The following is a 25,323-nucleotide window of genomic DNA, read 5'->3' as shown; positions in this document are numbered from 1 at the left end:
CCGTTATTTCTTTAGCAGAACGCGGTATTCCTGATTGAGTTCTGAGAGGAGTCTCTGTGTAGCTTCCACGATCACACTTCATTTGGATAGATCGGTAAGCGCTTCAACCCTACGAGGGTTCGTCTGAAACCGACGTGGCGCTGGCCGTCCTGACCGTGTCGGGCGTGCTTCAACCCTACGAGGGTTCGTCTGAAACGAGGAGGCGATCGAGTCCGTCGAGCATCCAATTCAGCTTCAACCCTACGAGGGTTCGTCTGAAACGGGCTTCGCGATCACGACAGGATCGCGGACGCTCCACGCTTCAACCCTACGAGGGTTCGTCTGAAACAAGCCCGAATGGAAAGCAATTCGTGTGTACGATCGGCTTCAACCCTACGAGGGTTCGTCTGAAACTCGATGCGCAGGGCCTCGTGGCCGACCTGGTCTAAGCTTCAACCCTACGAGGGTTCGTCTGAAACCTCGCCGCGGAGGCTGTCTTCGCGGTCGGCCGAGCGGCTTCAACCCTACGAGGGTTCGTCTGAAACCATTGATATCGCCCTCTTTCCATGCTCGTTTACCGGGCTTCAACCCTACGAGGGTTCGTCTGAAACGCGGGCGACTTTGAGACATACGAGGAGTACAAGGCCGCTTCAACCCTACGAGGGTTCGTCTGAAACGTTGCGCGAGGACACGACCCAGGGCGATCGGACCGGCTTCAACCCTACGAGGGTTCGTCTGAAACAGGAGAGTGATAATGAGAGAGCGACTGTAACACTTGCTTCAACCCTACGAGGGTTCGTCTGAAACTTCGTCGAGGATTCGCGGTTTGTCGTCGAGGTCGATGCTTCAACCCTACGAGGGTTCGTCTGAAACATTGTCGTAAACGATCCACAACGAGGACACCTGATTGCTTCAACCCTACGAGGGTTCGTCTGAAACTCGGATCGATGGACGCGCTCGCACAGATCGGCGTCGCTTCAACCCTACGAGGGTTCGTCTGAAACTGCGGACGATCGGCTCGGGATCGCGATCGCGGCTCACGCTTCAACCCTACGAGGGTTCGTCTGAAACCCGAGTTAACGGCTCAAAGCGGCGCTAACGCTCAGCTTCAACCCTACGAGGGTTCGTCTGAAACCGTGCTCGAGCGAGACTGTCATAACCTCGCGATCCGCTTCAACCCTACGAGGGTTCGTCTGAAACGCCGCGATCGCCATGATCACGCCGCGGATCCCGGAGCTTCAACCCTACGAGGGTTCGTCTGAAACTAGTCGTCTAACCCCGGCGGTATATTTTGATCGTATGCTTCAACCCTACGAGGGTTCGTCTGAAACCACCGTCTCAAAGTCGCACTTGCACCCACGCTGCACCGCTTCAACCCTACGAGGGTTCGTCTGAAACGAGAGTGATGCTGTCGGCGAGAGTCCCCGAGGAGTTGCTTCAACCCTACGAGGGTTCGTCTGAAACTGATTCGCCGCATTATCGACCGCGCCTTTGCACCTTGCTTCAACCCTACGAGGGTTCGTCTGAAACCATTCCTCATCAGCCTCCGGTTCGGCTTCAGGATCGCTTCAACCCTACGAGGGTTCGTCTGAAACGGGACGCTCTCGCTTGACGGCGATGTCGCAACACTCGCTTCAACCCTACGAGGGTTCGTCTGAAACACTGGTACCGCCGGCGTGCTGGCGTGATCCCAAAGGAGCTTCAACCCTACGAGGGTTCGTCTGAAACACGCCTTCGTCGACGAGCGCCGCGATCGTGTTCCGCTTCAACCCTACGAGGGTTCGTCTGAAACGACTACGTCGTCGACGCTATCGCGGTGTTTGATAAGCTTCAACCCTACGAGGGTTCGTCTGAAACGACACGCCGAGCAGCGATGCGATGCGGCGCGCATCGCTTCAACCCTACGAGGGTTCGTCTGAAACGTCCTCAATCGGATCCGCACCGTCGACCTGCCGCGCGCTTCAACCCTACGAGGGTTCGTCTGAAACCGTGGGCGAACTAGTGACGCTACGCGGCACGGTTGCGCTTCAACCCTACGAGGGTTCGTCTGAAACCTGGTATAAAATCGGAGAAATTGTTATCCCTGATGGCGCTTCAACCCTACGAGGGTTCGTCTGAAACGGGTGACGCATCGATCCGTAGACATAGGGATAGAGGGCTTCAACCCTACGAGGGTTCGTCTGAAACTCAACTTCAAGTGCAAAACGGCAATGTGATTATCGGCTTCAACCCTACGAGGGTTCGTCTGAAACCCGAGAACCACCTTCCGGGCCACTCAATTCGTCGGCTTCAACCCTACGAGGGTTCGTCTGAAACACTGATTCAACAGCCGACACCGATCCAGCAACAATAGCTTCAACCCTACGAGGGTTCGTCTGAAACCGATTTGTTCCAACGGGACGTTTGGTTCGGTGTTTAGCTTCAACCCTACGAGGGTTCGTCTGAAACGAGGAGCTCAAAACGAAGGGCTTGGTCTACGAGTCCGCTTCAACCCTACGAGGGTTCGTCTGAAACCCGTGGTACGTGCGCGACGAAGCGGTCGACGAGTACCGCTTCAACCCTACGAGGGTTCGTCTGAAACTCACGGTCGAGCTCACGGGGGCGGAAAATCGTCAGCTTCAACCCTACGAGGGTTCGTCTGAAACACGGGGTCGAGGGCGGGGTCCCAGACGAATTGAAAGCTTCAACCCTACGAGGGTTCGTCTGAAACAATGGTCAATTGAAGCAGGCGCGTTCGTGCAAGCGAAGCTTCAACCCTACGAGGGTTCGTCTGAAACGCGACGAGGGGCAAGCAGACTGTGGCTGGATGGCATGGCTTCAACCCTACGAGGGTTCGTCTGAAACTAGCAAAATATCGAAAGTATAAACAGGTTGAAAAATGCTTCAACCCTACGAGGGTTCGTCTGAAACCCTATCGGATACGTTAACTGCTACCGAGTTAGCTGCTTCAACCCTACGAGGGTTCGTCTGAAACTACCGCAAGCACGGAAAGCGCGAGAATATGATTTGCTTCAACCCTACGAGGGTTCGTCTGAAACGTGTTGTGGACATTTGGCCGACCTCAACACCCTTGGCTTCAACCCTACGAGGGTTCGTCTGAAACTATTGTGGCCTTAGCCACACATTCTAAGAGACAATGGGCTTCAACCCTACGAGGGTTCGTCTGAAACATCCCCGGTATAAGGTCGCTCTCGTCGATCTAGAGAGGCTTCAACCCTACGAGGGTTCGTCTGAAACTGCGGGGGATACGGCAGGCCGGGTATGACGTACACGCTTCAACCCTACGAGGGTTCGTCTGAAACTTTAGTAAAAGTGTTTCTGAATGTGACTATCAGGAATGCTTCAACCCTACGAGGGTTCGTCTGAAACTTTGCCTTGACTGCCATCGAGAAAAGGTAGATTCTGCTTCAACCCTACGAGGGTTCGTCTGAAACCATCTGGTTACTCACAAGACGCTTATGAAACAATGGCTTCAACCCTACGAGGGTTCGTCTGAAACGCGATGCGATCGCAGGCCGTAACAATCTCGCAGCGCTTCAACCCTACGAGGGTTCGTCTGAAACCGTTGAGCAACGGATCGAGCGAACCGGCCGGACAGCTTCAACCCTACGAGGGTTCGTCTGAAACTCGAGCACGGACTCGAATTTAATCCGGGAACGCTCGCTTCAACCCTACGAGGGTTCGTCTGAAACCACAACGGAGAGCTAGACGAGGAGGGAGATCAATGCTTCAACCCTACGAGGGTTCGTCTGAAACGAGCGGGAGATTCTTCGATCCGTTGAGGAGGATCTCGCTTCAACCCTACGAGGGTTCGTCTGAAACATCGGATAACGGACTGTTTCCGATTTAAATCCCTGAGCTTCAACCCTACGAGGGTTCGTCTGAAACACACAACGGAGAGCTAGACGAGGAGGGAGATCAATGCTTCAACCCTACGAGGGTTCGTCTGAAACGAGTAACGCTGCCCACTATGGACGGCTCGCAGAGGAGCTTCAACCCTACGAGGGTTCGTCTGAAACTCATTACCATCACCGTCGATCGCTCGGTCGATCGTGCTTCAACCCTACGAGGGTTCGTCTGAAACTACACAACGGAGAGCTAGACGAGGAGGGAGATCAATGCTTCAACCCTACGAGGGTTCGTCTGAAACCCGCGACTGGCACGGTATTGGGTGGCTAGCGATCGCTTCAACCCTACGAGGGTTCGTCTGAAACTCGTAAGAGCTAGCTGGTCGATTTGAGACGACAATACGCTTCAACCCTACGAGGGTTCGTCTGAAACCGTGTTGGACAAGCGGTAAAAGCAAATCATTACGAAGCTTCAACCCTACGAGGGTTCGTCTGAAACGGGCCGAACATCCGTGGGAGGTGCGCCGATGAGCTTAGCTTCAACCCTACGAGGGTTCGTCTGAAACACAAAATGGCAAAAGAGCGTTAGAACTGCGTAAATTCGAGCTTCAACCCTACGAGGGTTCGTCTGAAACAGTCCAAAGTACTCGGGATCGGTCAGCATCCGATCGCTTCAACCCTACGAGGGTTCGTCTGAAACTCGAGCCCCCGCGATCGTGCATCGCGGACACAGTGCTTCAACCCTACGAGGGTTCGTCTGAAACTGGCCGGGCTGGGAGATGGCGCGATCGGCGCACAAAGCTTCAACCCTACGAGGGTTCGTCTGAAACTCGTCGTCACTGTTGGTAAACGTCTCCCCCCGCGGGCTTCAACCCTACGAGGGTTCGTCTGAAACTATTTTTCGTGCAATTCACGGCTATGTGGTGTTTGTCGCTTCAACCCTACGAGGGTTCGTCTGAAACCAGCCGGACGACGAAGAACTGATAACAGCCGATCGCTTCAACCCTACGAGGGTTCGTCTGAAACCGTCCAGATCCGCGGTCATTATCACCAAGAACGCAAGGCTTCAACCCTACGAGGGTTCGTCTGAAACACGACCGAGTGGTACGCCGCCGGCCTCGCTGCCGAGGCTTCAACCCTACGAGGGTTCGTCTGAAACGTGCAGTTAATCTCCCAATCGACGATTTCATCTCTGTGCTTCAACCCTACGAGGGTTCGTCTGAAACTATTCGAGATCGCGTTGAGTCGATTCGCCGTGATGCAGCTTCAACCCTACGAGGGTTCGTCTGAAACGCTGCTCTTACAGATGAACGTCAACGGTTCGACGGCTGCTTCAACCCTACGAGGGTTCGTCTGAAACATGTATAAAGCACAAGTAAATAGATACGTTTGTGAGCTTCAACCCTACGAGGGTTCGTCTGAAACCGAAGCGTCAAAAGACGATTTTGACAAAGATGTATCCGCTTCAACCCTACGAGGGTTCGTCTGAAACGATGTCGTCAAAAACGACGCGCGTCCGCGTTCGATCGCTTCAACCCTACGAGGGTTCGTCTGAAACCGATCGGCTTGACTCGATGAGCGGGATCTCGATCGAGCTTCAACCCTACGAGGGTTCGTCTGAAACTACAGTTTTGCATTAGCGATCGGAATGTGATATTGTAGCTTCAACCCTACGAGGGTTCGTCTGAAACGACTGTATCGCGTGATCCACCAGAAGATCCTCGGGATCGCTTCAACCCTACGAGGGTTCGTCTGAAACTATTGACGCTTTCGAGTTCGTCAATGGCAATCGGGAACAGGCTTCAACCCTACGAGGGTTCGTCTGAAACTACCGCTATCGTATGATGTATTTGGGTCACTCATTGCTTCAACCCTACGAGGGTTCGTCTGAAACCGGAGATCAGAAGAATGACAGACTACGATACGACAGCTTCAACCCTACGAGGGTTCGTCTGAAACAAGCGTTTGATAACGTCATTGAAGATATGCGGGTGGCTTCAACCCTACGAGGGTTCGTCTGAAACCTTTCCCTATCATTTGGGATGCTACGTGCATCCTGTGCTTCAACCCTACGAGGGTTCGTCTGAAACTGATTGCTATGAGTAAAGGTTCCAGACGGGAAAGAGCTTCAACCCTACGAGGGTTCGTCTGAAACCATGCCCAATATGAGGAGCATAGCTACTCTAACGCAGAGATCCCACAAAGAACTTCCGTCGACCGGCAATTCCCTCTGTACCCTCCAGGGTCGACGGAAACTTAGAGAAAGCGCTGATCCTCAATCGGGTCTTCACCGTAGACGGTACGGTTGAGCAGCGTGTCCGACGACAACTCGTAGATGATAGTCGATTCACCCGGCTTCAGGAGATCGTCAACCTCGTTTTTGAGCGTCGCAAGATCACCTTCGGATATCTCGCCCTCTAGCACCGAATGTTGCACGTGCGTCAGGTACCGCCGACCCAACTTGAGCGCCTTGTGAGTTCGCTCAGCCTCCAGATCGTATACCATCACAATATACATTTCACCACCACCGTTTGAATGGTTCGTAGGCCTCTCCGGTGAGGAGGTGTTTTTTTAGTTTGTAGGCCTCAAGCCGCATGAGATACTGATAGCTGACCTTCCGATTCAGTGCCGGATGAGAAACAGTCCTTTCAAGTGCCTCTTCGAAGGCCTTGATGTACGTTTTGCGTCCCTTCTCATTCAACAGACACGAACCGAGTTCAGACTCAAAATCGTTTTCCGAAATTTGATTCCGATTGATGAGCCGAAACAGCACCCGGTCAGCGAGAATCGGCTTGAAGAGATCCGCGAGATCGAGCGAGAGTGAGTAGCGACGCTCTCCAGGTTCGTGGAGGTAGCTGATCGTCGGATCGAGTGCAGTTGCTCGGATTGCCGAGACACAGTTAGCGTACACGAGCGAATTACCGAACGAAATGAGACTATTGATCTCGTTCGGCGGTGGGTTGTACTCCCGCCGAGCCAACTGGAACTTCGCAGGAAGGATGGTATTAAAACTCCGATAGTAGGCCTTTCGAGCCGTCGCTTCAATTCCCATCAGTTCGTCGATCGGTAATGTCTCGTCGATACGACCTGCTGCGGCCTCCAGATCAGCAATCACCGCGTCGAGGTCGTGTCCTCGACCGTTGTAGTAGACGGCGTTTGTCCGCATGTTGTGGATACTGCCGTCGATGATCGCCGCTGCGAGTTGTCGTCTGTGTTCGGTGTTTTCGTACGCACGAACCTGCTTGACGATCGTCTTCCCGGAAGTCTGACCGCGTTTCGGCATCACCGAGCCGGAATAGTAATCTTCCCACCCAAAAACGTGGAGTGCCACCGTCTGGTTATTTAAAAACGACATCAAGCGAGTGTTGAAATCAATCTGTCCGTGCAGAAAGAACGCCTCGGCATTCTCGATTGGGATGTACTTTTTTTCATCGTCCACAGTAACGAGTCTGAGGGTATCGTCGTGGCGTTCAAGTCGACCGTCGGAAAACACGTGGTAGTTTTTGTCCATCGTTAACACCAACAGAAGTCGTGGTATGCACAGGAGTCACAGAAGGGCTTTTCTTCAGCCGGTGGCGGGGACGGCTGTGTTACGATGCTGTGAATCCCGCAAATCGCTGACTCGACTTTATCGATCCGTTCGTCGGTGAGTTCAACTGACTCCCGGCGTCGTTCCCGTGGATGAGCCAGAACGCCTTCGCGGTGGATGTCGGCCACGCGGTCGAGATACCATAAATAGTACGACAACTGCATCTCAGCGGGTTCGGTGAGTGCCGACGAGGGTTTCACCTCGACGACACGGCCATCATCGAGAAGGTCCAAAGAGATCATCCCGAGATGGAGATTCTCACGCTTGTCGCTGTATGCCGTCTCGTCGACCCGTGTCCCACGAACTACAGTGGCGTTCTCTCGATCGATTTCGAGGTCCCGGCTCTCGAACCACAGTTCCCGCTTGCAGACAAAGTAGTACTGCATCATCACGCCCGTCACGCGGAAGGGATCGTCGACTGGTTCGCCGCGAGCAGTAGCGAGGAGTCGATCGACGGGATCGGTGGTCATAAAATCCGCCTCTCGGCAGTACTTTCGGGGATCATGAACCCAGTACACTCGTCAAAGTACTGTTTCAAATTGTGTTGGCGAGTATTCAGCCACCGAATGTCTGTATCATCGTGTACCCGCGGTAGCTGTCCCAGTTTCTGTGCTTCTTTAGAATCCGCTCGGTAGATAGGGATCGAGACCTGTGTCTCTTTCAATTCGTCCATCAACTGACGTACCCGATCAAACTCGTAGTTTCGCCACGCTTTCCGAACCTTCTCGATGTGATTTCGTTCGGCCTGAGTCCGGCAAATGAATATGTTGGCCGCGTTGCGCTGATCAATAAGCGACAAGTCAGCGAGTTCATCACCCCTCGCATCGTCAACGAACTCCACGTACTCTTCTTTGCCGACGTTCTTATTCTTGTGGAGTTTTTGATAGTATTTCCTAACGGCAGTCCGCGCGACAGCACGCTCAGAGAGCGTTCCATCTTCGCTGCGAATTGACTCAAGTGTTTCGGCGGCGACTGGCAGCAGTGTCGCCCCGCGGTTGTATACAGCTTCTGCGGGTGTTTTTTGTTGTTCTTCAGGGACATCCAGCCACCATACTGTTACCCGTCCCTTGTCTCGTTCGAAAGATCGGTTACATCGGCCAGCAGCCTGAACAATGCTATCAATCGGTGCGAGGTCACGGTACACGCGATCGAAGCTGATATCCACGCCTGCTTCGATAAGCTGGGTCGATACAACAATGAGAGGATGACCCTGTTTTGTGAGTTCTTTCGCCGTCTGGATGAGTGTGAGTCGGTCGATCGGCCGGATTCGGGTCGAGAGATGAAGTATTGACCGATCACTACTGTCGATGATCCGGTTCGCAAGTGATGTGGGTTCAATTGTTTCATCAGCATCGACCATTTCGAGTTCTTCGGCGTGAATCTCACCGATTCGCGTGAGTTCCTGCCGCGTGTCTGTTAGGTGGTCGGTGAGTGTTCTTGCGCTGTCGATCGTATTGCATATGGCCAGCGACGTCTCACCGTCGTCAATTGCCTCAAGGAGTACCGCTGCCGCATCAGCATACGATTTTGGGTCTTCCTGTGTGTCGATATACCGTTCGGTCGACGTATCGAGTTCGTAGCTGACGCGCTCTGTCGCTTGAAAATATACGTCGGGATCGTCGACCAACTCTGTCGCCTCATTGAAGAGTTGCGGCTGAGTAGCTGTCATCGCAATGACTGTCGCATCGTACTGCTCGGTTGCCATCGTTACCAGCCGCGGGACAAGCTTCCACCAATCAAGTGGGAGGCTCTGTGGCTCATCAAGGATCACCACGCTCTTCCGGAGGGCTGGAAGTTTCATTGATTGTCTGTTCGATGGTCCAGCGAGACTCTCAAACAGTTGAACGAACGTCGTTACGGTCATCCCCGCCCGCCAGCCTTCGGCGAGCATGCCCGCTACATCGTCGTTTTTGTCTGCCTCATCGGCATCTACGTCATCCTCATCGAGAATCGTCGTCTCCGAGAGATGATGGTGTGCGGTCAGCAATCGACCTAACGTGTCGGTCTCGTAAATATCCTCGATTTCGCCAACGACCTGATCGATGATACTCGTGAACGGAAGTGCGTATATTATCCGTTGACGATCGTGTTCGTCGCGGATCGTTTGTGCTGCCGATAACCCCGAGAGTGTTTTTCCCATTCCTGTTGGAAGCGTAAGTGTCGCAACACCACCGCCGGAAGAAGCGAAGTTCGCTGCGTTTTCTTTAATTGCCGAACGCGCACGTGATCGATAATGGTTCAATTGTTCCGTTCGGCTTCCATCAGAATCGGCAGGCGATGATGCTTCGAGATCGTCGATGTAGTCGTCTAATACCTGTAATAAGGGACGTTCAGAAGCGAACAGCGAGTCGATCTTCTCGGCAGAACGGCTTGCTGCGCTAGTCTTGTCTGCCAACACGAGTGCACCCAAACATTCGAGGACTAATCCGTAACATGAATCCGACAATAATTCGCGACTGAACGTATCGCCGTCTTCGATCCCGACAGCAGCTTTGATCTCGTTCAAGAGGCTCCCAAACGACGACCGGAACTCGTTCCATGAACCGTGTTTGTGGGTTGCATCATCGAAACACTCTGCAGCAAATTCCGGTGCGTTTTTTTCGATATCTTCGATTTGCATACCAACTGCCGTCTGCTGCTGTTCGGCATCGTTCTGCGAATTGCCCGAAACGCCTTCTCGGCGGTAGGCCCGCCCGTGAACGTAGCGAGCGACATCCGGTAGTCGACCGTGGTGTTTGGCGACCGCAACGAAGCCAGCGATGCAGGTCTCCGTTTCGAACTCCTGTGCATCAAGCGCATAGTATGCCGCGAACGATCCGATTGGCGCATGGTAACGACACTTTTTGAACTGGGGGTCAGTTCCGTTGCGTAAGTACTGTTGGAAGAACGTCGTTGTCTTTCCGAAGTCGTGGACGTATGCCAGCGTCTCGACGATTTTCCGAAGCGGCTCACCTGCCGGTGTTGTTGCAGTATCGGGAACGATCTGCCGAACGCGCTCAGCGACGTCATTCAGATGGGTCCGTAGTTCTACACCCTCGTGTCCGTTCTCCGGCGGATGTGAGAACCGGACAGCCATTAGACGAACACCACGGTTCGACCGTCGACATGGGCCGTCTCGACGTTTCGAACCGAGAGCGGCTCAGCGTCAGGGTTGTAGCTGTAAGTGGTAAATCCGGTCGTCGTCCGTCCACCGTCATCAGCCTGCATGAACGCGGGCGATTCCTCGATCTGGCAGCGTGTCCCGATATCGATCACGACATCGTCGACCGCGTTTGGTACGGCCGAATCGACCAAAACTCGTCCTTTTTTTGCTCCGGCTTCAACTGCGAATTCACCATGATACTCAATTTCTGCAAGATATTCCGATAGACCGAGGCTCGGGACGTAGTGTGACTTCCCCGCAGCAAGGGTTTCTTTGAGTTCGGTGTATCGCTCATTGTCCGAGAGGGCAATGTCGATCCTGTAGGCCGGATCGACGAGTACCTCATAGTTGTGCTGCTGTCGCAGGGTAGTCGGATCGGGCAATTTTATGCTGAGTTTTCCTCGACCGTTGAGCGATTGGAGATTGCCACTGGCGGTCGACAGCGTGTTCATCGGCATATTTATTGTCCGAATTTCACGAACGGGCTGAATGGCGACCGCAGACTTGTTCGGGGCGAACATATCGTAGTATCCGTCTCGTTCGATCCCCATCACCGCAGCGAGGAGTCCAGCTACCGTCGTCCGAGGGATTATCCGGTAGGTTTGTTTGACGATATTACCCTCAATCCGCCGGAAGTGACCCCACGGGCCACGAACCGTGAACGAGAGACACTGATTCGGCTGTCGGCTCCCGTCCTCAGTCGTCCAGCCATCCAACGATTCTTGTGGCATCGTTAGGCGGTGTCGCCCGGAAGCGTTGTGATGTGTTCGTCGTACACGTCGACGACCTCGACGGCGTCCGATCCGACGGCCTCCTCAAGTGCGTCATAGAGTACATCAGGACCACCGACCTGATCACCGTTGGACAGTTCAAGCACATCACTTGCGACAATCCGGATACGGTTGATCTGATCACTTGCATCGTCGAGCCGGCCGACAAAGCTCTCGACATTGAGGGTTAAATCCCGAACCGTTCGGAGTTCTTCGTCATCTTTCGAATGTTCTTCGTCGAGTTCGAGATCCCTGTCGAGCCCACCAAGGTGGAAACTCTCGTCGGCGTACTCGACCCGACAGTAGAGTCGTGGCTCCTGGCCGACCTTACTCCGGCTTATCGTCTGATTCTTGATGGCTCGCCAACAGAGTGTATCGAGACGCTCGACATCTTCGGTAGTGAGTTTCGTGTCCTCTGCTCCGTGTTCGTCGACGAGACCGTGAAACCGAATCAGTCCGTACTGGATCCTGTGGTCGTCGAGATCAAACCCACCCTGCTGCTTGTTCTCCTGTGTTGCGATCACGCTAGTCAAACTGTCGTACTCTTCGTTTTCGTTGACCGCATGGATCGATTTGCCAGGGGAGAACTGGACAGGACCGGTGAAGTGGTCCGGTAGGTGTTTGGCATAGGCGTCATCAGTATCGACGGACATCGTCGCACCAAAGTAGCGCACATCAACGCTATTGGCGAGAAACTCGCCAAACACGTCTTCGCGGAACTGATCCGCTTCCTCGTCGTCATCAAGATCGTAGTCGTCGGGGTCGACGGCTTTGAGTCGGTCTTCAAGCAGTTCGCCGCGAGTGAACTGATTTCCCTCCTCTTGGACGTTGCGGATGTAGACGCCGTGGCCATCGTCATCCAGTTGATCACGGAGATACCGTTTCAGGCGAACGTCAGTGACGATCGCCTGCTGTGTCTGGGGGTCGATGCGCGGCCGGTTCGCGCCGCTGAGTGGATTGCCGTTGGGATTGGCATCGACAGCGTCGTACAGGAACACGATTTCTGAGCGGTTCGTCACGGTAGTAGTGGTGTCTGACATGTTAATGGTTCTCCTCTGTGGGATCGTCTGTGTTGCTGTTCGTCTCGTTCCACGGATGATCGTTCATTCCGTAGGTCACACCGAGGGCGTAGTAGAAGCGGAGATCGTCGGTCTCGATCTCCCACTCGTCAGGATCAGGATTGAGGATGGTTTTGCGAAGTCGTTCGACAATGTGTTCTGCCTTCGTCCCCGGATAGTTGCCACGCTGTTTCTTTTCTTGCCGTGTGTAGGTCAGCGTCTTAGCGACGGTCTCTTGGGTGACTTTCTTAATCCGCGATCGGGTGATCGATTTGACTGGGTACTGGTCGACGAGAGTCGTCGATCGACCCTCACTGTACTCTTGATAGCTGCCGATATCACCGACGAGCGCGCCCAGGAGGAATGCACCGCGGCGCTGTGGAGTCACTGACTCCTTATCATCGTCATGGTCTGGTGACAGTGCAGGCGTTTCGTTTATGAACGATTCGAGTTTCGGTGCGGCGGGGTGTCCCCCGTCCGGGATAATTGGATAGTCTTCTAGCGTTGGCATGGTGTAGGTGTCATAGGTTGGTTCTCGTGTGATCGGCGCTTTGCTTGGATCGGTTGTTTTTAATAGATCGAGGTTCCCATCAGCCAGCGCACAGAGCTGAGCGAACTGGCTAGCGATCAAGAACGAGGGGAAGCCCTCGTGTTTCTCATCATCGGTCTGTTCGGCGATGATCCGCGTGACGTACTCTTCGAGCAGTACGTCGACCGCAATCGCCTCGCCACTCAGTACGCTGACTAGTGCCTCAATTCGTGGATCATCGGCATCCGCCTCGTCGTCATCGCGCTCGGCGAACGTCTGGTAGAAGTACCAGCCCGTCGAGACGGCGTGTAATTGCTCGTCGTTCGTTTCGAGCAGACCCCACTTTTTGTTCGTCGGAAGCGGCGCAGTCCACATTGCGTCTGGGGCTCTGTTGAACGCCGAGACGCTTTCGACGAGGCGATTGTGAGTGAAGGCCAATTCCTTCGGGTAGTGGAGTCGACCGTTCAGCGTCTCGCCGAACACGTCGTATCGAGACATTTGGTGTGGCATGACTGCCGAAACGTAGAACCGGAGATCCCTGTCGTCAAGATCTCTTTCACGTTCATCTTCGTAGGCCTGCTCAATGGGTGTCGTGTCGTCGTCTTTGACCGATCGATAGAGTAACCCATAGAGACGGCGTACTTTTTGCGTTGTCAGCCGACCGAACACATACGGCAGGTAGTACACCTTCGCGCCGAAGGTACGGTAGGTACAGGCCTCGACGAACGTCTCGGCGTTCATCACCGTAATCGCAGCGTCCTCCGAAATTGGATGCGAGCGCCACGCGTTTTCGATGTCGAGGCCGGGGAACTTTTCGAGTTGTTTGCCGAGGAAATAGTTCTGTGGATCCTCGGATGTGCCGACAGTTCGAGCGGGCCGACCAGTGACGAGGTCTGTCGCATCCCCCGAGGAATCGTTAGCCTTATTTTTCGTGACAAGTTTCGAGATCTTCCGCTGTCGCATTGCCTCGTTGAACACGTCAAAATCGCCAGGCCACTGATACTCACCATCCGGCTCTGTTTTCACTTGTACTGTCAGCAGGGAGGTCGTCGATTCCCCACCCAGTTTGCGAGTGATCGTCTCCTCAATTGTGTCGAGTGCTGTCTCGTCCTCACCGAGGGTCGCCAACAGGTCAATAATCCAGCCGTCTACATGTTTGTCGGCCGTTTTCTCCACCACCTCATCGACAGCCCACTTGGTTAGACGTTCTTTCGCGTAGCGGGCCAATTTCTCGGGATCGCTGTTTCGCCCGGCCTGATGGGTAACGCTGTGGTCGATGCCACGAGCCGCCGGATACTTGCAATGTCCAACCTGCTGAATAAGGTCTTCAGTGTATCGCGTCACCTGAACGGGACCAAGACCGTCGTCAGCCAGCTGTGGTTCCTCGCTGGAGGCATCAACGCGGACGACAATCAGACTATCATCGGTGTCGATCAAATCATTAGCTGCGTCGGGGGTGAGATACGAGGCATACTCGCCACCACCAGTCGTGGCAAGCGTGTAGAGCTTGCCGTAGAGGTACTGGAGATCACGGAGCGAGCCGATCGGCGAGTCCGGCAGTTCGGTGGCCAGCTCCTCGTCGGAGTAGGCCTTGCGGAACGCTTCAGGCGAGAGCATCCTGCCCCTCCAATTCGGTCTCACCGGGTCGTGTCTTATCCGTGATGTTCACAAATCCTAGTCCAAGAGAGTTCCGTTCACCGAGCCCGCAGTCAAGTGCAAGATTCAGGTGTCGACGGTGATCGTCGTCACGCACGGTGTAATCGAACTTCCATTTGCTCAGGACGTAGGTCATCTCCTGACCCTCAGTGACGGTCACCGGGACGGCAAATGTTTTGATCAGTTCGTAGCCGTCGAACAGATCGCCGTCAACGTCACTCGGCCCCGGCAGATGATCGTGCGCATAGAGGTTGTGCTTCTGATCGAGATTGTTCACCAACTGCGCTCGAAGCGGCTTTAGAGAGTGTTTGGGACGCCAGAAGACCGCCGTATCGCCGCCAGGGTGGTCGATCCCATACTCCTCGCAGCGCCACGGCGGAATCCGAACCAGAAGGCCAGTTCCGGTTTCGATCGTCCCGCGAGTACCTGGCTCGCCTACATCGGGTTCGAGAGGGGTGACGTTGTCGACATACAGCGGCATCTCGCCGACGTTGAGTTCCGGTTCTTCGAGCAGATCCGCAGCGACGTTGGCGAGCAGTTCCTCGTCGGGTGAAGCTACCAGCAGTTTGCGATCGTCGCCCTCTCTAGCGTCGTATGGAGGGAAGACGTTCGAGAAGGAAAATCCGGGTGGTACGCCCGAATCATGTCGTTCATCGTACTTTGTGCCCTTTAGACCACACCAGAGTCGACCGCGGAGCTTGTGGTGATAGTCATTTTGATAAGTCATGTCCGCGCGTGCGGATAGATGAATCATTATACGCACTCGTTTGATTCACCTCTGTAAGTATGAAATATCATTCATATAGTCATATACAGAGACAGTATAAAAATGAAACTACGGTAGAGTGAAAGTAAAATAAACGTCACAAGAATTCGGCTACGTGATTCCTCGTATGGGAATAAATCAGGAATCCACTCGTCTTTCAGACGAACCCGTAGTGGGATTGCAGCTCATTAATAACGGGCACGATGGGATCCTCGAGAGCGGAGCGATCGAGGGTAAATCGTGCTCTGAGCGAACAGCGTGAGCGAACGAGCACGATGGGATTCGAACCCACGACCGTCGGATCGCTCCCCACCACAACAGTGCTGCGGCGGTTAGAAGTCCGACGCTCTATCCAGACTGAGCTACGTGCCCCTGTGCGATCGATCGCCGTCCGGCAGTAAAAACGACGCGATTCGCCCCCACATCACCCGAGCAACGACCGGAACAGCACATCTAAGGCCGTCCTGCCGGTATCGATCGGTATGCGCGTAGTTGGAACCGTCGGACTTCCCGGCAGCGGGAAAGGCGAGATTGCGGCGGTCGCGGCCGAACACGACATCCCCGTGATCACGATGGGCGACGTGATCAGACAGGCCTGTCGCGATCGCGGGCTCGACCCCACAGAACACCACGGCGAGATGGCCCAGACCCTCCGGGAGGAAAACGGTCCCGCGGCGGTCGCCGAGCGATCGCTCCCGATGATTGAGGCGGCGATCGACGCTCACGAGGCCGAAACCGTCCTCGTCGACGGGCTGCGATCGCTCGTCGAGGTCGAAACCTTCGAGGCCGCCTTCGGCGACGCATTCACGCTGGTCAGCGTCGAGGCGCCCTTCGATCTGCGGGCCGAACGGCTCGCCGACCGAGGCCGCGACGCCTCCGATAGCGATCTCGAAGCGCTCAGAGCCCGCGACGCCCGCGAGCTTGAACTCGGTGTCGGCGAAGTGATGGATCGGGCAGACGTAACAATCGAAAACACCGATACGCTCGAAGCGTTTCACGATCGCGCCGAGGCAGTGCTGTTTGGAGAACCAGCAAAAACAGCCGGACAGACGGGGGAAGAACAATGATTTACAGCATCGACGTCGAGATCGAGACGCCGCTGTACGACACCGAGGTGACCGATCGCGTCCGAGATGCGATCGGGACCGTCTTTCCGAAAGCCGACGTCGAAGTCAAACCCGGGCGGGTCGTCGCTGAAACTCACAGCCTCGATGCATTTTCGGACGTGCTCTTCGAACAGGAGATTCTCGACACCGCCAGACGGCGGTTCCGGGCGAACATGACCGAGGACGGCTTTTCGTTCTCGTTGAAAAAACAGGCCGCCTTCGAGGGTGTTGTCAACTTCGCGGTCGGGAACCCAGACGAGCTGGGCGACATTGACGTGACTGTGACCGTCCGAGAACCCGACGTGGAGTCGTTCATTGACTACATCGCCCCGCCGACCGAGGACGGAACGCCGATCGATCCCGACGCAAGGACCCGCGGCGATCGACGGTAGCAGCCGATCGCGGTGGACGAAAAATACACGTCGGATCGCGGTGGCCACGGAGACACGATACCCAACTGCGGTGGACGCGATGACACGACGTCCGATCGCAGCGCTACATCGGGATCGCGAGCAACAACACGACCGACAGCGAAATGAACACGAGTTTCAACGCGGTGTTGACGACGATCACCTTGGTGCCGAACTCCGCGCCCCAGATACCGTACTGAAACGGAATCGATCGCTTGAACGTCGACACCGCAAAGGAGACGATGCTGCCGAGCAGCAGCGTCGCGACCGCCTGCAACGGCGTAAACGGATCTCCGAGCATCGGGGCGAGCGTCGCCGCTCCCGCAGTCGTGTCGAACGTGTACACCGCGATAACCGCGACTGCTTCGATCGGCAGCCCGACGATCGCCGCGATCGGATCTGCAACACCGGTTATTGACTGCACGTCGTACTGGGTGATGAGTACCGTCACGAGCGTGTAGACAACGATAAGCCGGGGAACGAGCCGGCGCAGTGTCGGAGCCGTCCGCTCCCACGCGCTCACGAGTCGATCGCGCGTGGATGCCTGCTCCTCGTCGAGTTCGTCGGGATCGAGTTGAACGTCGACGTTAATGTTGGCCGACGAAAGCAACACAGCACCGGCGAGGATCCCGACGAGCGTGATCGCGAGTGCGATCGCCGCCCGCATCCCAACGTAGAAGCCGCCGACGCGCCACCCGAGGATCGGGATCAACACCGGGATGTAGAAGGTGAACACGTGCTGGGCAAATCCGAAGAACGTGTTCATCGTCACCGCGACGAGCGTCGCACGATCGTCCATGTATCCCGATTCGCGCAGGTCGGCGAGCATTGCGTACCCTGCCGTCGTCGAGGCCGTGGTGGTGAGGATCGCGGTTCCGACCTCATCAGGGAGGTTCGCTGGCTCGGTGAGATACCGTGAGAGCCCCGCGATGCGCTGAACGAGCCCAAACGCAACCGCGACGTTCGCCGCGTAGACAGCAACCGCGATGAGCACCGCAATCCGAAGCACCCGCGCCAAGATATCCGGCAACAGCCCAACGATGTCGGCGAGGAGAACGATCGAGTGCACACGAAAGCGTTCGCAGGCGGTGAAAAAAGGGACATCGATTCGTGCGGTGGGTGGCTCTCGATCGGCTTTTGTCCACGGCGATCCACAGACAAGTGATGAGCGAGCTGCGCGTGTTGTTGACGAACGACGATGGGATCGAAAGCCCAGGACTGCAAGCGCTTTACGATGCACTCAGCGAGATTGCAGCTGTGACTGCCGTCGCGCCAGCAGAGAATCAAAGCGGCGTCGGGCGATCGAGAAGTGGGATTGGCCACAGCGAGCCAGCGGTCGACGTGCGCGAACACGACCTCGGCTACGCGGTTTCGGGAACGCCTGCCGACTGTGCGGCCTTCGGCCTCCGATCGCTCCCCAATATCGGGTTCGACCTTGTCGTCTCGGGCTGTAACGTCGGCCCGAACGTCGGTTCGTACATCCTTGGTCACTCGGGGACTGTTGGCGCGGCGGTCGAGGCAGCGTTTCTCGGTGTGCCAGCAATTGCGGTCTCCGCGTACGATCCAGAGACGTTCTTCCCCGAAGACGGCGAGTTTGTAGCGGCCGCTGCGACGACTCGTACGGTGGTCGAACAGGCGCTCGAGGGGGATGTCTTCGAGACGGCCGACCTCCTCAATCTGAACGTCAGAGCAGACGCACGGACTCCGCTTCGTCCAACACAGCCGCTTGCGGATTACGACACCACAGTCGAGACGAACGGCGACGCCCGGGCAGCGTTCGAAAACAGTTACTGGGCGGCGAACTCGGTGGGGCCCGACGGGATCCCCGATTTCGAGACGTATCGCGACGCGTATCCAGCGTGGAGCGATCGCGCTGCGATCGTCAACGGGGAAGGAAGTCTCACAGCGCTGTCAGTGCCACAAACACCGCTGTCGACCGAGATTGTCGAACCGATCGTCACGGCCCACAACGGTCAGGTCTGAGCCGGGATCCACCCGATCACGGAAACAGATGCTGGGACCAAATCGTTTTAGTATCTGTTAATATTTTTGGCTGACATGTCGACGACTACCGTTCGTGGAACTGTTGCTGGGCTGGGCAGCCGGGCGAACCCGGCGTTTGCCGGGGCTGTCGTCGCGATCCCGATCGCCGCGCTCGGGTACGCACTCACTGTTGCCACCGTCCAGGGGCACACCTACGTCCACGTGATGACCGGAGTACTGTGGACGGGGATCGACCTGTTCATGGGCATCGTACTCGGGCCAGTTATCGGGGGATTAGACGACGAACAGAGCGCCGCGGTTTTCACGCGCCTCACGCCGAAAACGGCCTTTTTGTTGCCATCACTGGCGTTCGTGACGATCGCCAGCGGGATCGCACTGGCGCTGCGAATCGACGTCTTTCCCAACGCCGGCCCGTGGCTCGCGCTTTTCACCGCGGCCAACGTCATACCGATTCTCGTGATATTCGGTTGGCGACTGAACACGTTCAGCGATCGCCGCTGGCAGGTGCTTTTCGCTCTCGGAGCCGCCGGCTCGATCGCGTGGGTCGCGACCACGATCGGCACACTCGAAATGACCGAACCGACCATCCTGGTTGCGCTTGCGATCGTGACCATTCTGTCTGTACAGGGATTCGGGTTTCTCCTTCCGGGTGAGCTTCGGATGTACCGCGAGATGCGATCGCCGGCGCCAGACGCGTCGATTATTGCATCGATCGGCAAACAAAATGCAATGCTCGGCGGCGTGCAGGGACTCTTTCAGCTGCTTTTGATCCTCGATATGGTGTATCTCCGCTACGGCGGGTTCCCGTTCCTGTGAAGAGACTCCACTCTCGATCGAGTACGTAGAAAAGCCAGTAGGGAGACCGAATCAGTCCCCGAACGGTCCCATCCCGCCGAGGCCGCCGCCGCCACCGCCGCCCTTCTGGAGCTTTTTCATCATGCGCTGCATGTCGCCGTCGCCCATCCCGCTGAACTGCGAGAGCGTGCGATCCATCATTTTGTGTTGGCTCAACAGTTCTCTGACGGTCTCCTCATCAGTCCCCGACCCGCGGGCGATGCGTTCGATCTGGGCGGCCCCGATCGATTGTGGCTCTTCGAGTTCATCATCTGTCATCGAGTCCATGATGACCTCGAAGCGACGCATGCGATCCTGGGTAACGTCCATCGCGTTGTCGGGGAGTTGATCCATGATGCCGCCGCCGAGTCCGGGGATCATGTCCATCACCTGATCGAGCGGCCCCATCTTGTTCATCGCCTCCATCTGTTTTTGCATGTCTTTGAGGGTGAACGAGCCCTCCATGATGGATTCGGGATCCCAGTCTTCGTCTTCGGCCTGGGTTTCGGCCATCGCGCGCTCGACGCGCTCGGAGAGCTGTTTGAGATCGCCCATCCCGAGCAGCCGCGAGATGAAGCCGTTGGGCTCGAAGCGTTCGATGTCCTGAACCGTCTCGCCGGTCCCGAGGAAGGCGATCGACGAGTCCGTCTCGTTGACGGCCGTCAGCGCGCCCCCACCTTTGGCGGTCCCATCGAGTTTGGTGATGATGACCCCGCCAATTCCGATCGACGCCTCGAATTCACGAGCCTGCTGTTTCGCGCCCTGTCCGATAGCCGCGTCAAGCACGAGCAGGCTGATGTCAGGCGATACCGCGTCCTCGATCTGCTCGATTTCGTCGATCAGATCGTCCTCTAAGGCGTGCCGCCCCGCTGTGTCGACGATGTGGACATCAGCATCGGCGGTCGCTTCGAGGCCGTCACGGGCGATCTGGACCGGGTCGCTGCCGTCTGGATCGCCGTAGAAGTCGACCTCCGCGCGCTCGCACATCTGCTTGGCCTGATCGTACGCGCCAGGGCGGAACGTATCCGTCTGGATGACTGCCGGGCGGAGTCCCTTCTTCGAGAACCACCACGCCATCTTTGCCGCGGTCGTCGTCTTCCCAGAGCCTTGCAACCCCGCAAGCATGATCGTCTGCGGCTCTAACGGCAGCTCCGTGGAGTCGCCGACAAGATCGACCATCTCCTCATAGACGACCTTCAGCACCTGATCGCGCGCGGTCGTCCCGGCGGCGGGCTCTTCCTCTAAGGCCCGCTGTTTGATGTTCTCCGAGAGGTTCATCACCAATCCGACATCGACGTCGGCTTGCAGCAGCGATCGCTGGATCTGCTTTACCACCTCATTGATGTCTTCCTCGTCGATGCGGGATTTCCCGCGGAGGTCATCGAGCGTTCCCCGCAGGGAACTGCCCAAATCGTCGAGTACCATTTGATTACTCTAGGCGCACCCACGGCTAAATGCTTGTTCGTCCGATCGACTCGGGTATCTACAGAGAAAGCAGGCAGAGTGCCTCGGGGCTTGACCCCGAGGTACTTCACAAAAGAGGGGGCCTCAGTCGTGCTCGACGAACCGATCGAGCGCAACAGCCCAGTCGTATGAAAGATACCGCAGCCGTGGCTGCGCCCTTGGCGGAACCTGCTCGTATCGCTCAAGCATCGATCGGAGGCCAGATCGACCGCCAAAATCCCCGCGGTACCACAGGCAGAGCCGGGGCAGTCGTGCGACGTTCGAATCCGTATCGTACTGAACCGTCGAATCGAGATACGATCGCGCAGCCGCGTCTAGCTGGTCATCGAGATCACCAGGCGTGTAGGCAGCGATCGGCGGACAGCTGGCCGCGCCACAGTTAATTGCGAACTGGATCCGGTAGTCCACGTCGTCGAGTGCCCACCGAGAGACCGCTTTCGAGTAGAAGGGCCACGGGACGTAGCCGAGTCCGTATGGCCACTGTTCGCCGCGAATGATTCCGTGTTCGATCGCGTCGAGGCTCAGCCGCTCGCCCGCGATCTCGACGAGATCGTCGGTAAAGAACGATCGTTTGTCCGCCAGCCGATCGGGATCTTCCCGGAGTTCAAGCTGGACGATCGCGTTGTACACGTTAAGCCAAAACGCCGTGGCCGCGTCGGGATCGTCCACAAGTCCGTCGATCGCCGCCCGGTCGTACGTTGCGAGCTCCTCACGAAGCCACCCAGTCGGCTCGCCCGTTCGGATCGCACGAAGCAGTCGCTCGGATCGTTCCGCAACCGCCCGCGGATTCGACGGATCAAGGGTATCAGGCGTCGAGAGGGACGTCACACCAAAGATACGATCGCGAGGAATAAAAAGCGTCGCAGGCTGTGCAGCGGCGGTGAACGGCCGGCGATCGGCGACCAAATTCACAGCCGAAAAGATCGAAGCGGGGCGCTGTCACTCAGTCTCGCCGAGAAGCCGATCGACCAACAGCTCAGGATCGAACCGTTCGAGGTCGTCGTACCCCTGCCCGACACCGAGGAACAAAATGGGCTTGCCGGTGACGTACGCGATCGAGATCGCCGCACCCCCTGAGGAGTCGGCGTCGGCTTTCGTGAGAATGGCCCCGTCGATCGCAGCAGCCTCGTTGAACTTTTTCGCCCGCTGGACCGCGTCCTGGCCGGCAACGGCCTCGTCGACGAACAGCGTCATGTCCGGATCGACCACGCGGCCGATCTTTTCGAGTTGGGCCATCAGGTCGTCGCTCGTGTGGAGCCGACCGGCCGTATCGCCCAACACAACATCGATGTCATTCGATTCGGCGTACTTGACGCCGTCGTACAGCACCGCGGCTGGATCGCCGCCCTGTTCGTGGCTGATGAGCTTGCGATCGAGGTTTTCGGCGTGTTTTTGGATCTGCTCGTTCGCGCCCGCCCGGTAGGTGTCGCCGTTTGCGAGCACGACCGAGTAGCCGCGATCGGCCAGATACTCCGACAGTTTGGCGATGCTCGTCGTCTTGCCGACTCCGTTGACACCGGTGAAGATGATCGTCACGGGCTTGTCCGCCGCCGCGATCCGCTCGTCGAAGTCGAACTGGCCGACCTGAATGACGTCCAACAGCGCGTCGTGGAGCGCACGCTCGACCAGTTCGCCGGTCGTGTCGACCTGCTTTCTGGTCTCGCCGATCATCTTCTCGCGGATCGTCTCGAGGATCGACTCAGTGACGCTCATCTCGACATCGCTTCCGAGTAGTGCCATCTCCAGCTCCCACAGCGGGTCTTCGAGGTCTTCTTCCTCGATGATAATCTTTCCAGTGGCGAATGCTGCGGCGCGTTTGAAGGCGCTTGGTCCGTCGTCCTCGTCAGTCTCCGTAGTGTCCTCCTCGCTCGAAGCCGCCGCTGCAGACTCGTCGGTGTCTTCAGTCGTCGTGGCAGCCGCAGCCCCACTCGACGGATCTACAGCCGTCTCTGCACTATCGGGTTCGTCGCGTGCTGGGTCTTGCGCTGATTCCGCCGCTGCGCTCTCTTTTTCGGCTGCCGCTTCGGCCTTCTTGTCGGCAGTCTCTTCGACGCTGCTGCGAAACGAGCTCAGCTTGTCTTTCAGTCCGTCGAACACGGTTTCCCTACTCGTCTTCGCCCTGCATCTGCTGCATCTGCTGCATCTGTTGTTGTTGCAGCTGCTGTTGCATCTGCTGGGCCTGTTGTTCGAGCTGTTCGCTCTCGGATTCGAGCTCGTCGATCTCGCTTTCGACGTCGGCGATCCGATCGTCCAGTGACTCGCGTTTGCGTTCGAGCGTTGCAGTCGCACCGGATTGGTCCTGTTCGGCCGCGTAGCCGCCACCGAGGCTCACGACAATCTCGTCGATGTCTTGGACCGCTGCACGGACGTACGCGCCGCCGCCCAGCGGCACCTGCACCGTCGAGCCGCTCTCGAGAGTGTCGATCGCCTCGGTCGCCTCGTCGATCTCAGTTTGTTCGGTCCGAAGCGAGTCAATCTCTGCTTCGAGCTCTTCGATCTCCGCGTCGATTGCCTGCAGCTCCTGAGAAAGCTGTTGGAGCTGCTGTTGACCGCCGCCACCCATCATGCAGCCGTCACGTCCGTTATCTCGATCTGGGTTCGTTTGAGACCGTGCTCGCTGCCGAGTTGGGAGAGAATATGCTCTTCGGCGACCGACGCGTTCTCGGCATCGATCTCTTTGGTGAACTCCTGGTGGCCGCCGCGTGCGGCGAACTGTCCACTAACGGTAAATTGGCTCATACAGGGAAAATCCGGGAGCGAGCGGGAAGAATCTTCCTACTCCGTATCCTGAATGGAAACGGTTACCACGCGGGGGAACTGCGCCACGACGCGATGACGCAAGCCGCTAGTCGAGGTATCCAAGCGTGTCTTCGATCCGACCGAGTTCGGGTCCAGTCGTATCGGTGCCGACAATATAGCCCGTATCGTTGGCAATGAGTCCCGAGCCGATCAGCGGGCCGCCGTAGTTGATCGTCCCGAGATCGGCGTACACGTCGAGATGGGCTTCGAGCGCTTCGAGCTCTGGTTCACGCGCTTTCGGGTGACAGAGCACGCCCTCGTTTGTCGCGACGGCGGCAGTCCCGACAGTTTTGACGTCGCCGATGTCACCACGCTGGACGGGGACATCAAGGGCCTCGCGGATCGTCGTCACCGCCTCCCGTGAGAGATCGGGATGAACGTACGCGCCGTAATCGTTTGCGAGGATCACGTTGCCGGCCGCGTTGATCTTGCCCGGGAGTTCCGTCAGCGGCACGTCGATCGCCGCCTCGATGCGATCGCGTTCAGTATCCGTGAGCCGGCTCGAGACGACGAGACCGCTCTCGTTGCCGACCGCGAGCGCGCCAACCGTCCCGGAGCCGCCGATCGTCGTCGCGACGACCGGGACCGACAGCTCATCGGCCATCGAATCGAGCAACTCATCGTCGAGGTCACGCCGAGCGAGGAGAACGTCGTTCGTCGTCCGGCAGAACACGCCGATATACGACGAGCCGGAGACGGATGTGCGGAGCACGGTGCTTAGGCCGATTCGGCTTCGACGATCGCGTCGCCGTCCTCGACGAACCGCGCGGCGCGAACCCGAAGCTTACTCGGGGGGTTTTGTCTGCCGTTCGCCCAGACGGCCTCGTTGATCGAGGGGTCGAGGCGAACGTCGTCCGCATCGACCGAGAAGTGCTTCGCGAGATGGTCGCGGATGATCCGCATCGCGTAGTCGGCGCGCTTTTGAACGGGCTTTTGCTTCGCGTCACGAAGCGGGACCGTTACGACGCGCTCTTCGAAGTCGCTGGTGCTCATTATTCGTCAGTGTCGCTCCGGCGCCAGTTGCGACGCTTCGGATTGCGGGTTACCTGCATGTCGGTCTTCAGCATGACCCACGTTGGGACACGCGAATTCTGGCGTTCGAGCTTCGCCAGCCGCTTCTTTTTCGCCTTCGATTTTTTACCCATAGTGGCATATCCTATCCATGCGCGGCTTAAAATCCTGTCCATCCGGTTCGAGCCGTGCGATCGAGACACAGCGTATGGGGCGTCCGACGCGCACCAGCCCTGAGTAAACGACCACGGGTCGGGTGACCCGTGGCTTTTGTAATTCCCTCAGCCTACGCCGATAGCACTCCACGCGAAGCGATTTCGGGGGATGAGGATGGGCGGTTTACAGAGCGCCCCGACCC

General features: G+C 57.0%; 21 protein-coding genes, 1 tRNA gene and 1 CRISPR repeat array. Of the genes, 4 read left to right on the top strand and 18 right to left on the bottom strand.

Translation table 11 applies throughout. The features are described from left to right. Positions 1-100: 100 nt before the first annotated feature. Positions 101-5,982: direct repeats of the CRISPR family, unit length 30 nt; unit sequence GCTTCAACCCTACGAGGGTTCGTCTGAAAC. A 101-nt stretch (positions 5,983-6,083) separates the two neighbouring features. From cas2 to E5K03_RS11070, 9 genes are all read right to left on the bottom strand, one after another. After that, positions 6,084-6,344: a CRISPR-associated endonuclease Cas2 gene (gene cas2 / locus E5K03_RS11110; RefSeq protein ID WP_138006913.1), complete on the bottom strand. Its 261-nt coding sequence runs from the start codon at positions 6,342-6,344 to the stop codon at positions 6,084-6,086. Position 6,345: 1 nt separating this feature from the next. After that, entirely contained in the window at positions 6,346-7,338 is a 993-nt protein-coding gene (cas1b, locus tag E5K03_RS11105; RefSeq protein ID WP_138006912.1) for a type I-B CRISPR-associated endonuclease Cas1b, read from the bottom strand. Positions 7,339-7,340: 2 nt separating this feature from the next. Further along, positions 7,341-7,886, bottom strand: a complete 546-nt coding sequence (locus tag E5K03_RS11100) for a CRISPR-associated protein Cas4 (protein ID WP_138006911.1) — start codon at positions 7,884-7,886, stop codon at positions 7,341-7,343. Next, positions 7,883-10,492 (bottom strand): CRISPR-associated endonuclease Cas3'', encoded by a 2,610-nt coding sequence (locus E5K03_RS11095; RefSeq protein WP_138006910.1) that lies wholly within the window; start codon positions 10,490-10,492, stop codon positions 7,883-7,885. The genes E5K03_RS11100 and E5K03_RS11095 overlap by 4 nt, the downstream gene beginning before the upstream one ends. After that, the gene (cas5b, locus tag E5K03_RS11090) at positions 10,492-11,289 is read right to left on the bottom strand and encodes a type I-B CRISPR-associated protein Cas5b (protein WP_138006909.1); all 798 of its coding nucleotides are present in this window, start codon (positions 11,287-11,289) and stop codon (positions 10,492-10,494) included. The genes E5K03_RS11095 and cas5b overlap by 1 nt, the downstream gene beginning before the upstream one ends. Positions 11,290-11,291: 2 nt before the next feature. Continuing rightward, the gene (gene cas7b / locus E5K03_RS11085) at positions 11,292-12,368 is read right to left on the bottom strand and encodes a type I-B CRISPR-associated protein Cas7/Csh2 (RefSeq protein WP_138006908.1); all 1,077 of its coding nucleotides are present in this window, start codon (positions 12,366-12,368) and stop codon (positions 11,292-11,294) included. A 1-nt stretch (position 12,369) separates the two neighbouring features. Beyond that, positions 12,370-14,532 carry a type I-B CRISPR-associated protein Cas8b/Csh1 gene (gene cas8b, locus E5K03_RS11080; protein ID WP_138006907.1) on the bottom strand — a complete coding sequence of 721 codons (2,163 nt, stop codon included), beginning with the start codon at positions 14,530-14,532 and terminating at the stop codon, positions 12,370-12,372. After that, positions 14,519-15,325 (bottom strand): CRISPR-associated endoribonuclease Cas6, encoded by an 807-nt coding sequence (gene cas6, locus E5K03_RS11075; protein ID WP_138006906.1) that lies wholly within the window; start codon positions 15,323-15,325, stop codon positions 14,519-14,521. The genes cas8b and cas6 overlap by 14 nt, the downstream gene beginning before the upstream one ends. Before the next feature lie 279 nt (positions 15,326-15,604). Next, positions 15,605-15,709, bottom strand: a tRNA-Arg gene (locus tag E5K03_RS11070). Between the two features lie 110 nt (positions 15,710-15,819). Between E5K03_RS11070 and E5K03_RS11065 the strand changes: the two genes are divergently transcribed. Further along, positions 15,820-16,404 carry an AAA family ATPase gene (locus tag E5K03_RS11065; RefSeq protein WP_138006905.1) on the top strand — a complete coding sequence of 195 codons (585 nt, stop codon included), beginning with the start codon at positions 15,820-15,822 and terminating at the stop codon, positions 16,402-16,404. Beyond that, positions 16,401-16,835, top strand: coding sequence for an RNA-binding domain-containing protein (locus E5K03_RS11060; RefSeq protein WP_137197974.1), 435 nt, complete (start codon positions 16,401-16,403; stop codon positions 16,833-16,835). Before E5K03_RS11065 ends, E5K03_RS11060 begins: the two co-directional genes overlap by 4 nt. A 103-nt stretch (positions 16,836-16,938) precedes the next feature. Here E5K03_RS11060 and E5K03_RS11055 read toward each other — a convergent pair whose 3' ends face one another. After that, positions 16,939-17,922, bottom strand: coding sequence for a nucleoside recognition protein (locus tag E5K03_RS11055; RefSeq protein ID WP_138006904.1), 984 nt, complete (start codon positions 17,920-17,922; stop codon positions 16,939-16,941). A 95-nt stretch (positions 17,923-18,017) separates the two neighbouring features. Between E5K03_RS11055 and surE the strand changes: the two genes are divergently transcribed. Both surE and E5K03_RS11045 read left to right on the top strand, forming a co-directional pair. Continuing rightward, a complete protein-coding gene (gene surE, locus E5K03_RS11050) occupies positions 18,018-18,836 on the top strand; it encodes a 5'/3'-nucleotidase SurE (RefSeq protein ID WP_205742993.1) in 819 nt (272 codons plus the stop codon). A 111-nt stretch (positions 18,837-18,947) separates the two neighbouring features. Further along, entirely contained in the window at positions 18,948-19,673 is a 726-nt protein-coding gene (locus E5K03_RS11045; RefSeq protein ID WP_138006915.1) for a hypothetical protein, read from the top strand. A 51-nt stretch (positions 19,674-19,724) separates the two neighbouring features. Here E5K03_RS11045 and E5K03_RS11040 read toward each other — a convergent pair whose 3' ends face one another. The 8 genes from E5K03_RS11040 to E5K03_RS11005 form a co-directional block, all read right to left on the bottom strand. Further along, complete coding sequence (locus tag E5K03_RS11040) at positions 19,725-21,116, bottom strand: signal recognition particle protein Srp54 (protein WP_138006903.1); 1,392 nt, start codon at positions 21,114-21,116, stop codon at positions 19,725-19,727. A 123-nt stretch (positions 21,117-21,239) separates the two neighbouring features. Next, positions 21,240-21,983 carry a DUF547 domain-containing protein gene (locus E5K03_RS11035; RefSeq protein WP_205742992.1) on the bottom strand — a complete coding sequence of 248 codons (744 nt, stop codon included), beginning with the start codon at positions 21,981-21,983 and terminating at the stop codon, positions 21,240-21,242. 111 nt (positions 21,984-22,094) lie between these two features. Continuing rightward, on the bottom strand, positions 22,095-23,252 hold the full coding sequence (gene ftsY / locus E5K03_RS11030) for a signal recognition particle-docking protein FtsY (protein WP_138006901.1): 1,158 nt from the start codon (positions 23,250-23,252) through the stop codon (positions 22,095-22,097). 7 nt (positions 23,253-23,259) lie between these two features. After that, positions 23,260-23,718, bottom strand: coding sequence for a prefoldin subunit alpha (gene pfdA / locus E5K03_RS11025; protein WP_138006914.1), 459 nt, complete (start codon positions 23,716-23,718; stop codon positions 23,260-23,262). Continuing rightward, entirely contained in the window at positions 23,718-23,894 is a 177-nt protein-coding gene (gene rpl18a / locus E5K03_RS11020; protein ID WP_137197979.1) for a 50S ribosomal protein L18Ae, read from the bottom strand. The genes pfdA and rpl18a overlap by 1 nt, the downstream gene beginning before the upstream one ends. A gap of 106 nt (positions 23,895-24,000) precedes the next feature. After that, positions 24,001-24,666, bottom strand: coding sequence for a translation initiation factor IF-6 (locus tag E5K03_RS11015; protein WP_138006900.1), 666 nt, complete (start codon positions 24,664-24,666; stop codon positions 24,001-24,003). 5 nt (positions 24,667-24,671) lie between these two features. Beyond that, positions 24,672-24,947, bottom strand: a complete 276-nt coding sequence (locus tag E5K03_RS11010; RefSeq protein WP_137197981.1) for a 50S ribosomal protein L31e — start codon at positions 24,945-24,947, stop codon at positions 24,672-24,674. Next, positions 24,947-25,099 (bottom strand): 50S ribosomal protein L39e, encoded by a 153-nt coding sequence (locus tag E5K03_RS11005; protein WP_137197982.1) that lies wholly within the window; start codon positions 25,097-25,099, stop codon positions 24,947-24,949. Before E5K03_RS11005 ends, E5K03_RS11010 begins: the two co-directional genes overlap by 1 nt. Positions 25,100-25,323 lie beyond the last annotated feature (224 nt).

The organism is Halalkalirubrum salinum (assembly GCF_005543295.1).
GTDB classification, from domain to species: domain Archaea; phylum Halobacteriota; class Halobacteria; order Halobacteriales; family Haloferacaceae; genus Halalkalirubrum; species Halalkalirubrum salinum.
This window is presented reverse-complemented; position numbering and strand designations above follow the sequence as displayed.

Excerpts from the sequence above, each read along its gene's own strand:
- E5K03_RS11100 (WP_138006911.1), bottom strand. The coding sequence starts at position 7,886 with ATGACCACCGATCCCGTCGATCGACTCCTCGCTACTGCTCGCGGCGAA.
- cas5b (WP_138006909.1), bottom strand. The coding sequence starts at position 11,289 with ATGCCACAAGAATCGTTGGATGGCTGGACGACTGAGGACGGGAGCCGA.
- E5K03_RS11060 (WP_137197974.1), top strand. The coding sequence starts at position 16,401 with ATGATTTACAGCATCGACGTCGAGATCGAGACGCCGCTGTACGACACC.
- E5K03_RS11040 (WP_138006903.1), bottom strand. The coding sequence starts at position 21,116 with ATGGTACTCGACGATTTGGGCAGTTCCCTGCGGGGAACGCTCGATGAC.
- rpl18a (WP_137197979.1), bottom strand. The coding sequence starts at position 23,894 with ATGAGCCAATTTACCGTTAGTGGACAGTTCGCCGCACGCGGCGGCCAC.
- cas2 (WP_138006913.1), bottom strand. The coding sequence starts at position 6,344 with ATGTATATTGTGATGGTATACGATCTGGAGGCTGAGCGAACTCACAAG.
- pfdA (WP_138006914.1), bottom strand. The coding sequence starts at position 23,718 with ATGGGTGGCGGCGGTCAACAGCAGCTCCAACAGCTTTCTCAGGAGCTG.
- cas1b (WP_138006912.1), bottom strand. The coding sequence starts at position 7,338 with ATGGACAAAAACTACCACGTGTTTTCCGACGGTCGACTTGAACGCCAC.
- E5K03_RS11095 (WP_138006910.1), bottom strand. The coding sequence starts at position 10,492 with ATGGCTGTCCGGTTCTCACATCCGCCGGAGAACGGACACGAGGGTGTA.
- cas6 (WP_138006906.1), bottom strand. The coding sequence starts at position 15,325 with ATGATTCATCTATCCGCACGCGCGGACATGACTTATCAAAATGACTAT.
- cas8b (WP_138006907.1), bottom strand. The coding sequence starts at position 14,532 with ATGCTCTCGCCTGAAGCGTTCCGCAAGGCCTACTCCGACGAGGAGCTG.
- E5K03_RS11010 (WP_137197981.1), bottom strand. The coding sequence starts at position 24,947 with ATGAGCACCAGCGACTTCGAAGAGCGCGTCGTAACGGTCCCGCTTCGT.
- E5K03_RS11065 (WP_138006905.1), top strand. The coding sequence starts at position 15,820 with ATGCGCGTAGTTGGAACCGTCGGACTTCCCGGCAGCGGGAAAGGCGAG.
- E5K03_RS11005 (WP_137197982.1), bottom strand. The coding sequence starts at position 25,099 with ATGGGTAAAAAATCGAAGGCGAAAAAGAAGCGGCTGGCGAAGCTCGAA.
- cas7b (WP_138006908.1), bottom strand. The coding sequence starts at position 12,368 with ATGTCAGACACCACTACTACCGTGACGAACCGCTCAGAAATCGTGTTC.
- surE (WP_205742993.1), top strand. The coding sequence starts at position 18,018 with ATGAGCGAGCTGCGCGTGTTGTTGACGAACGACGATGGGATCGAAAGC.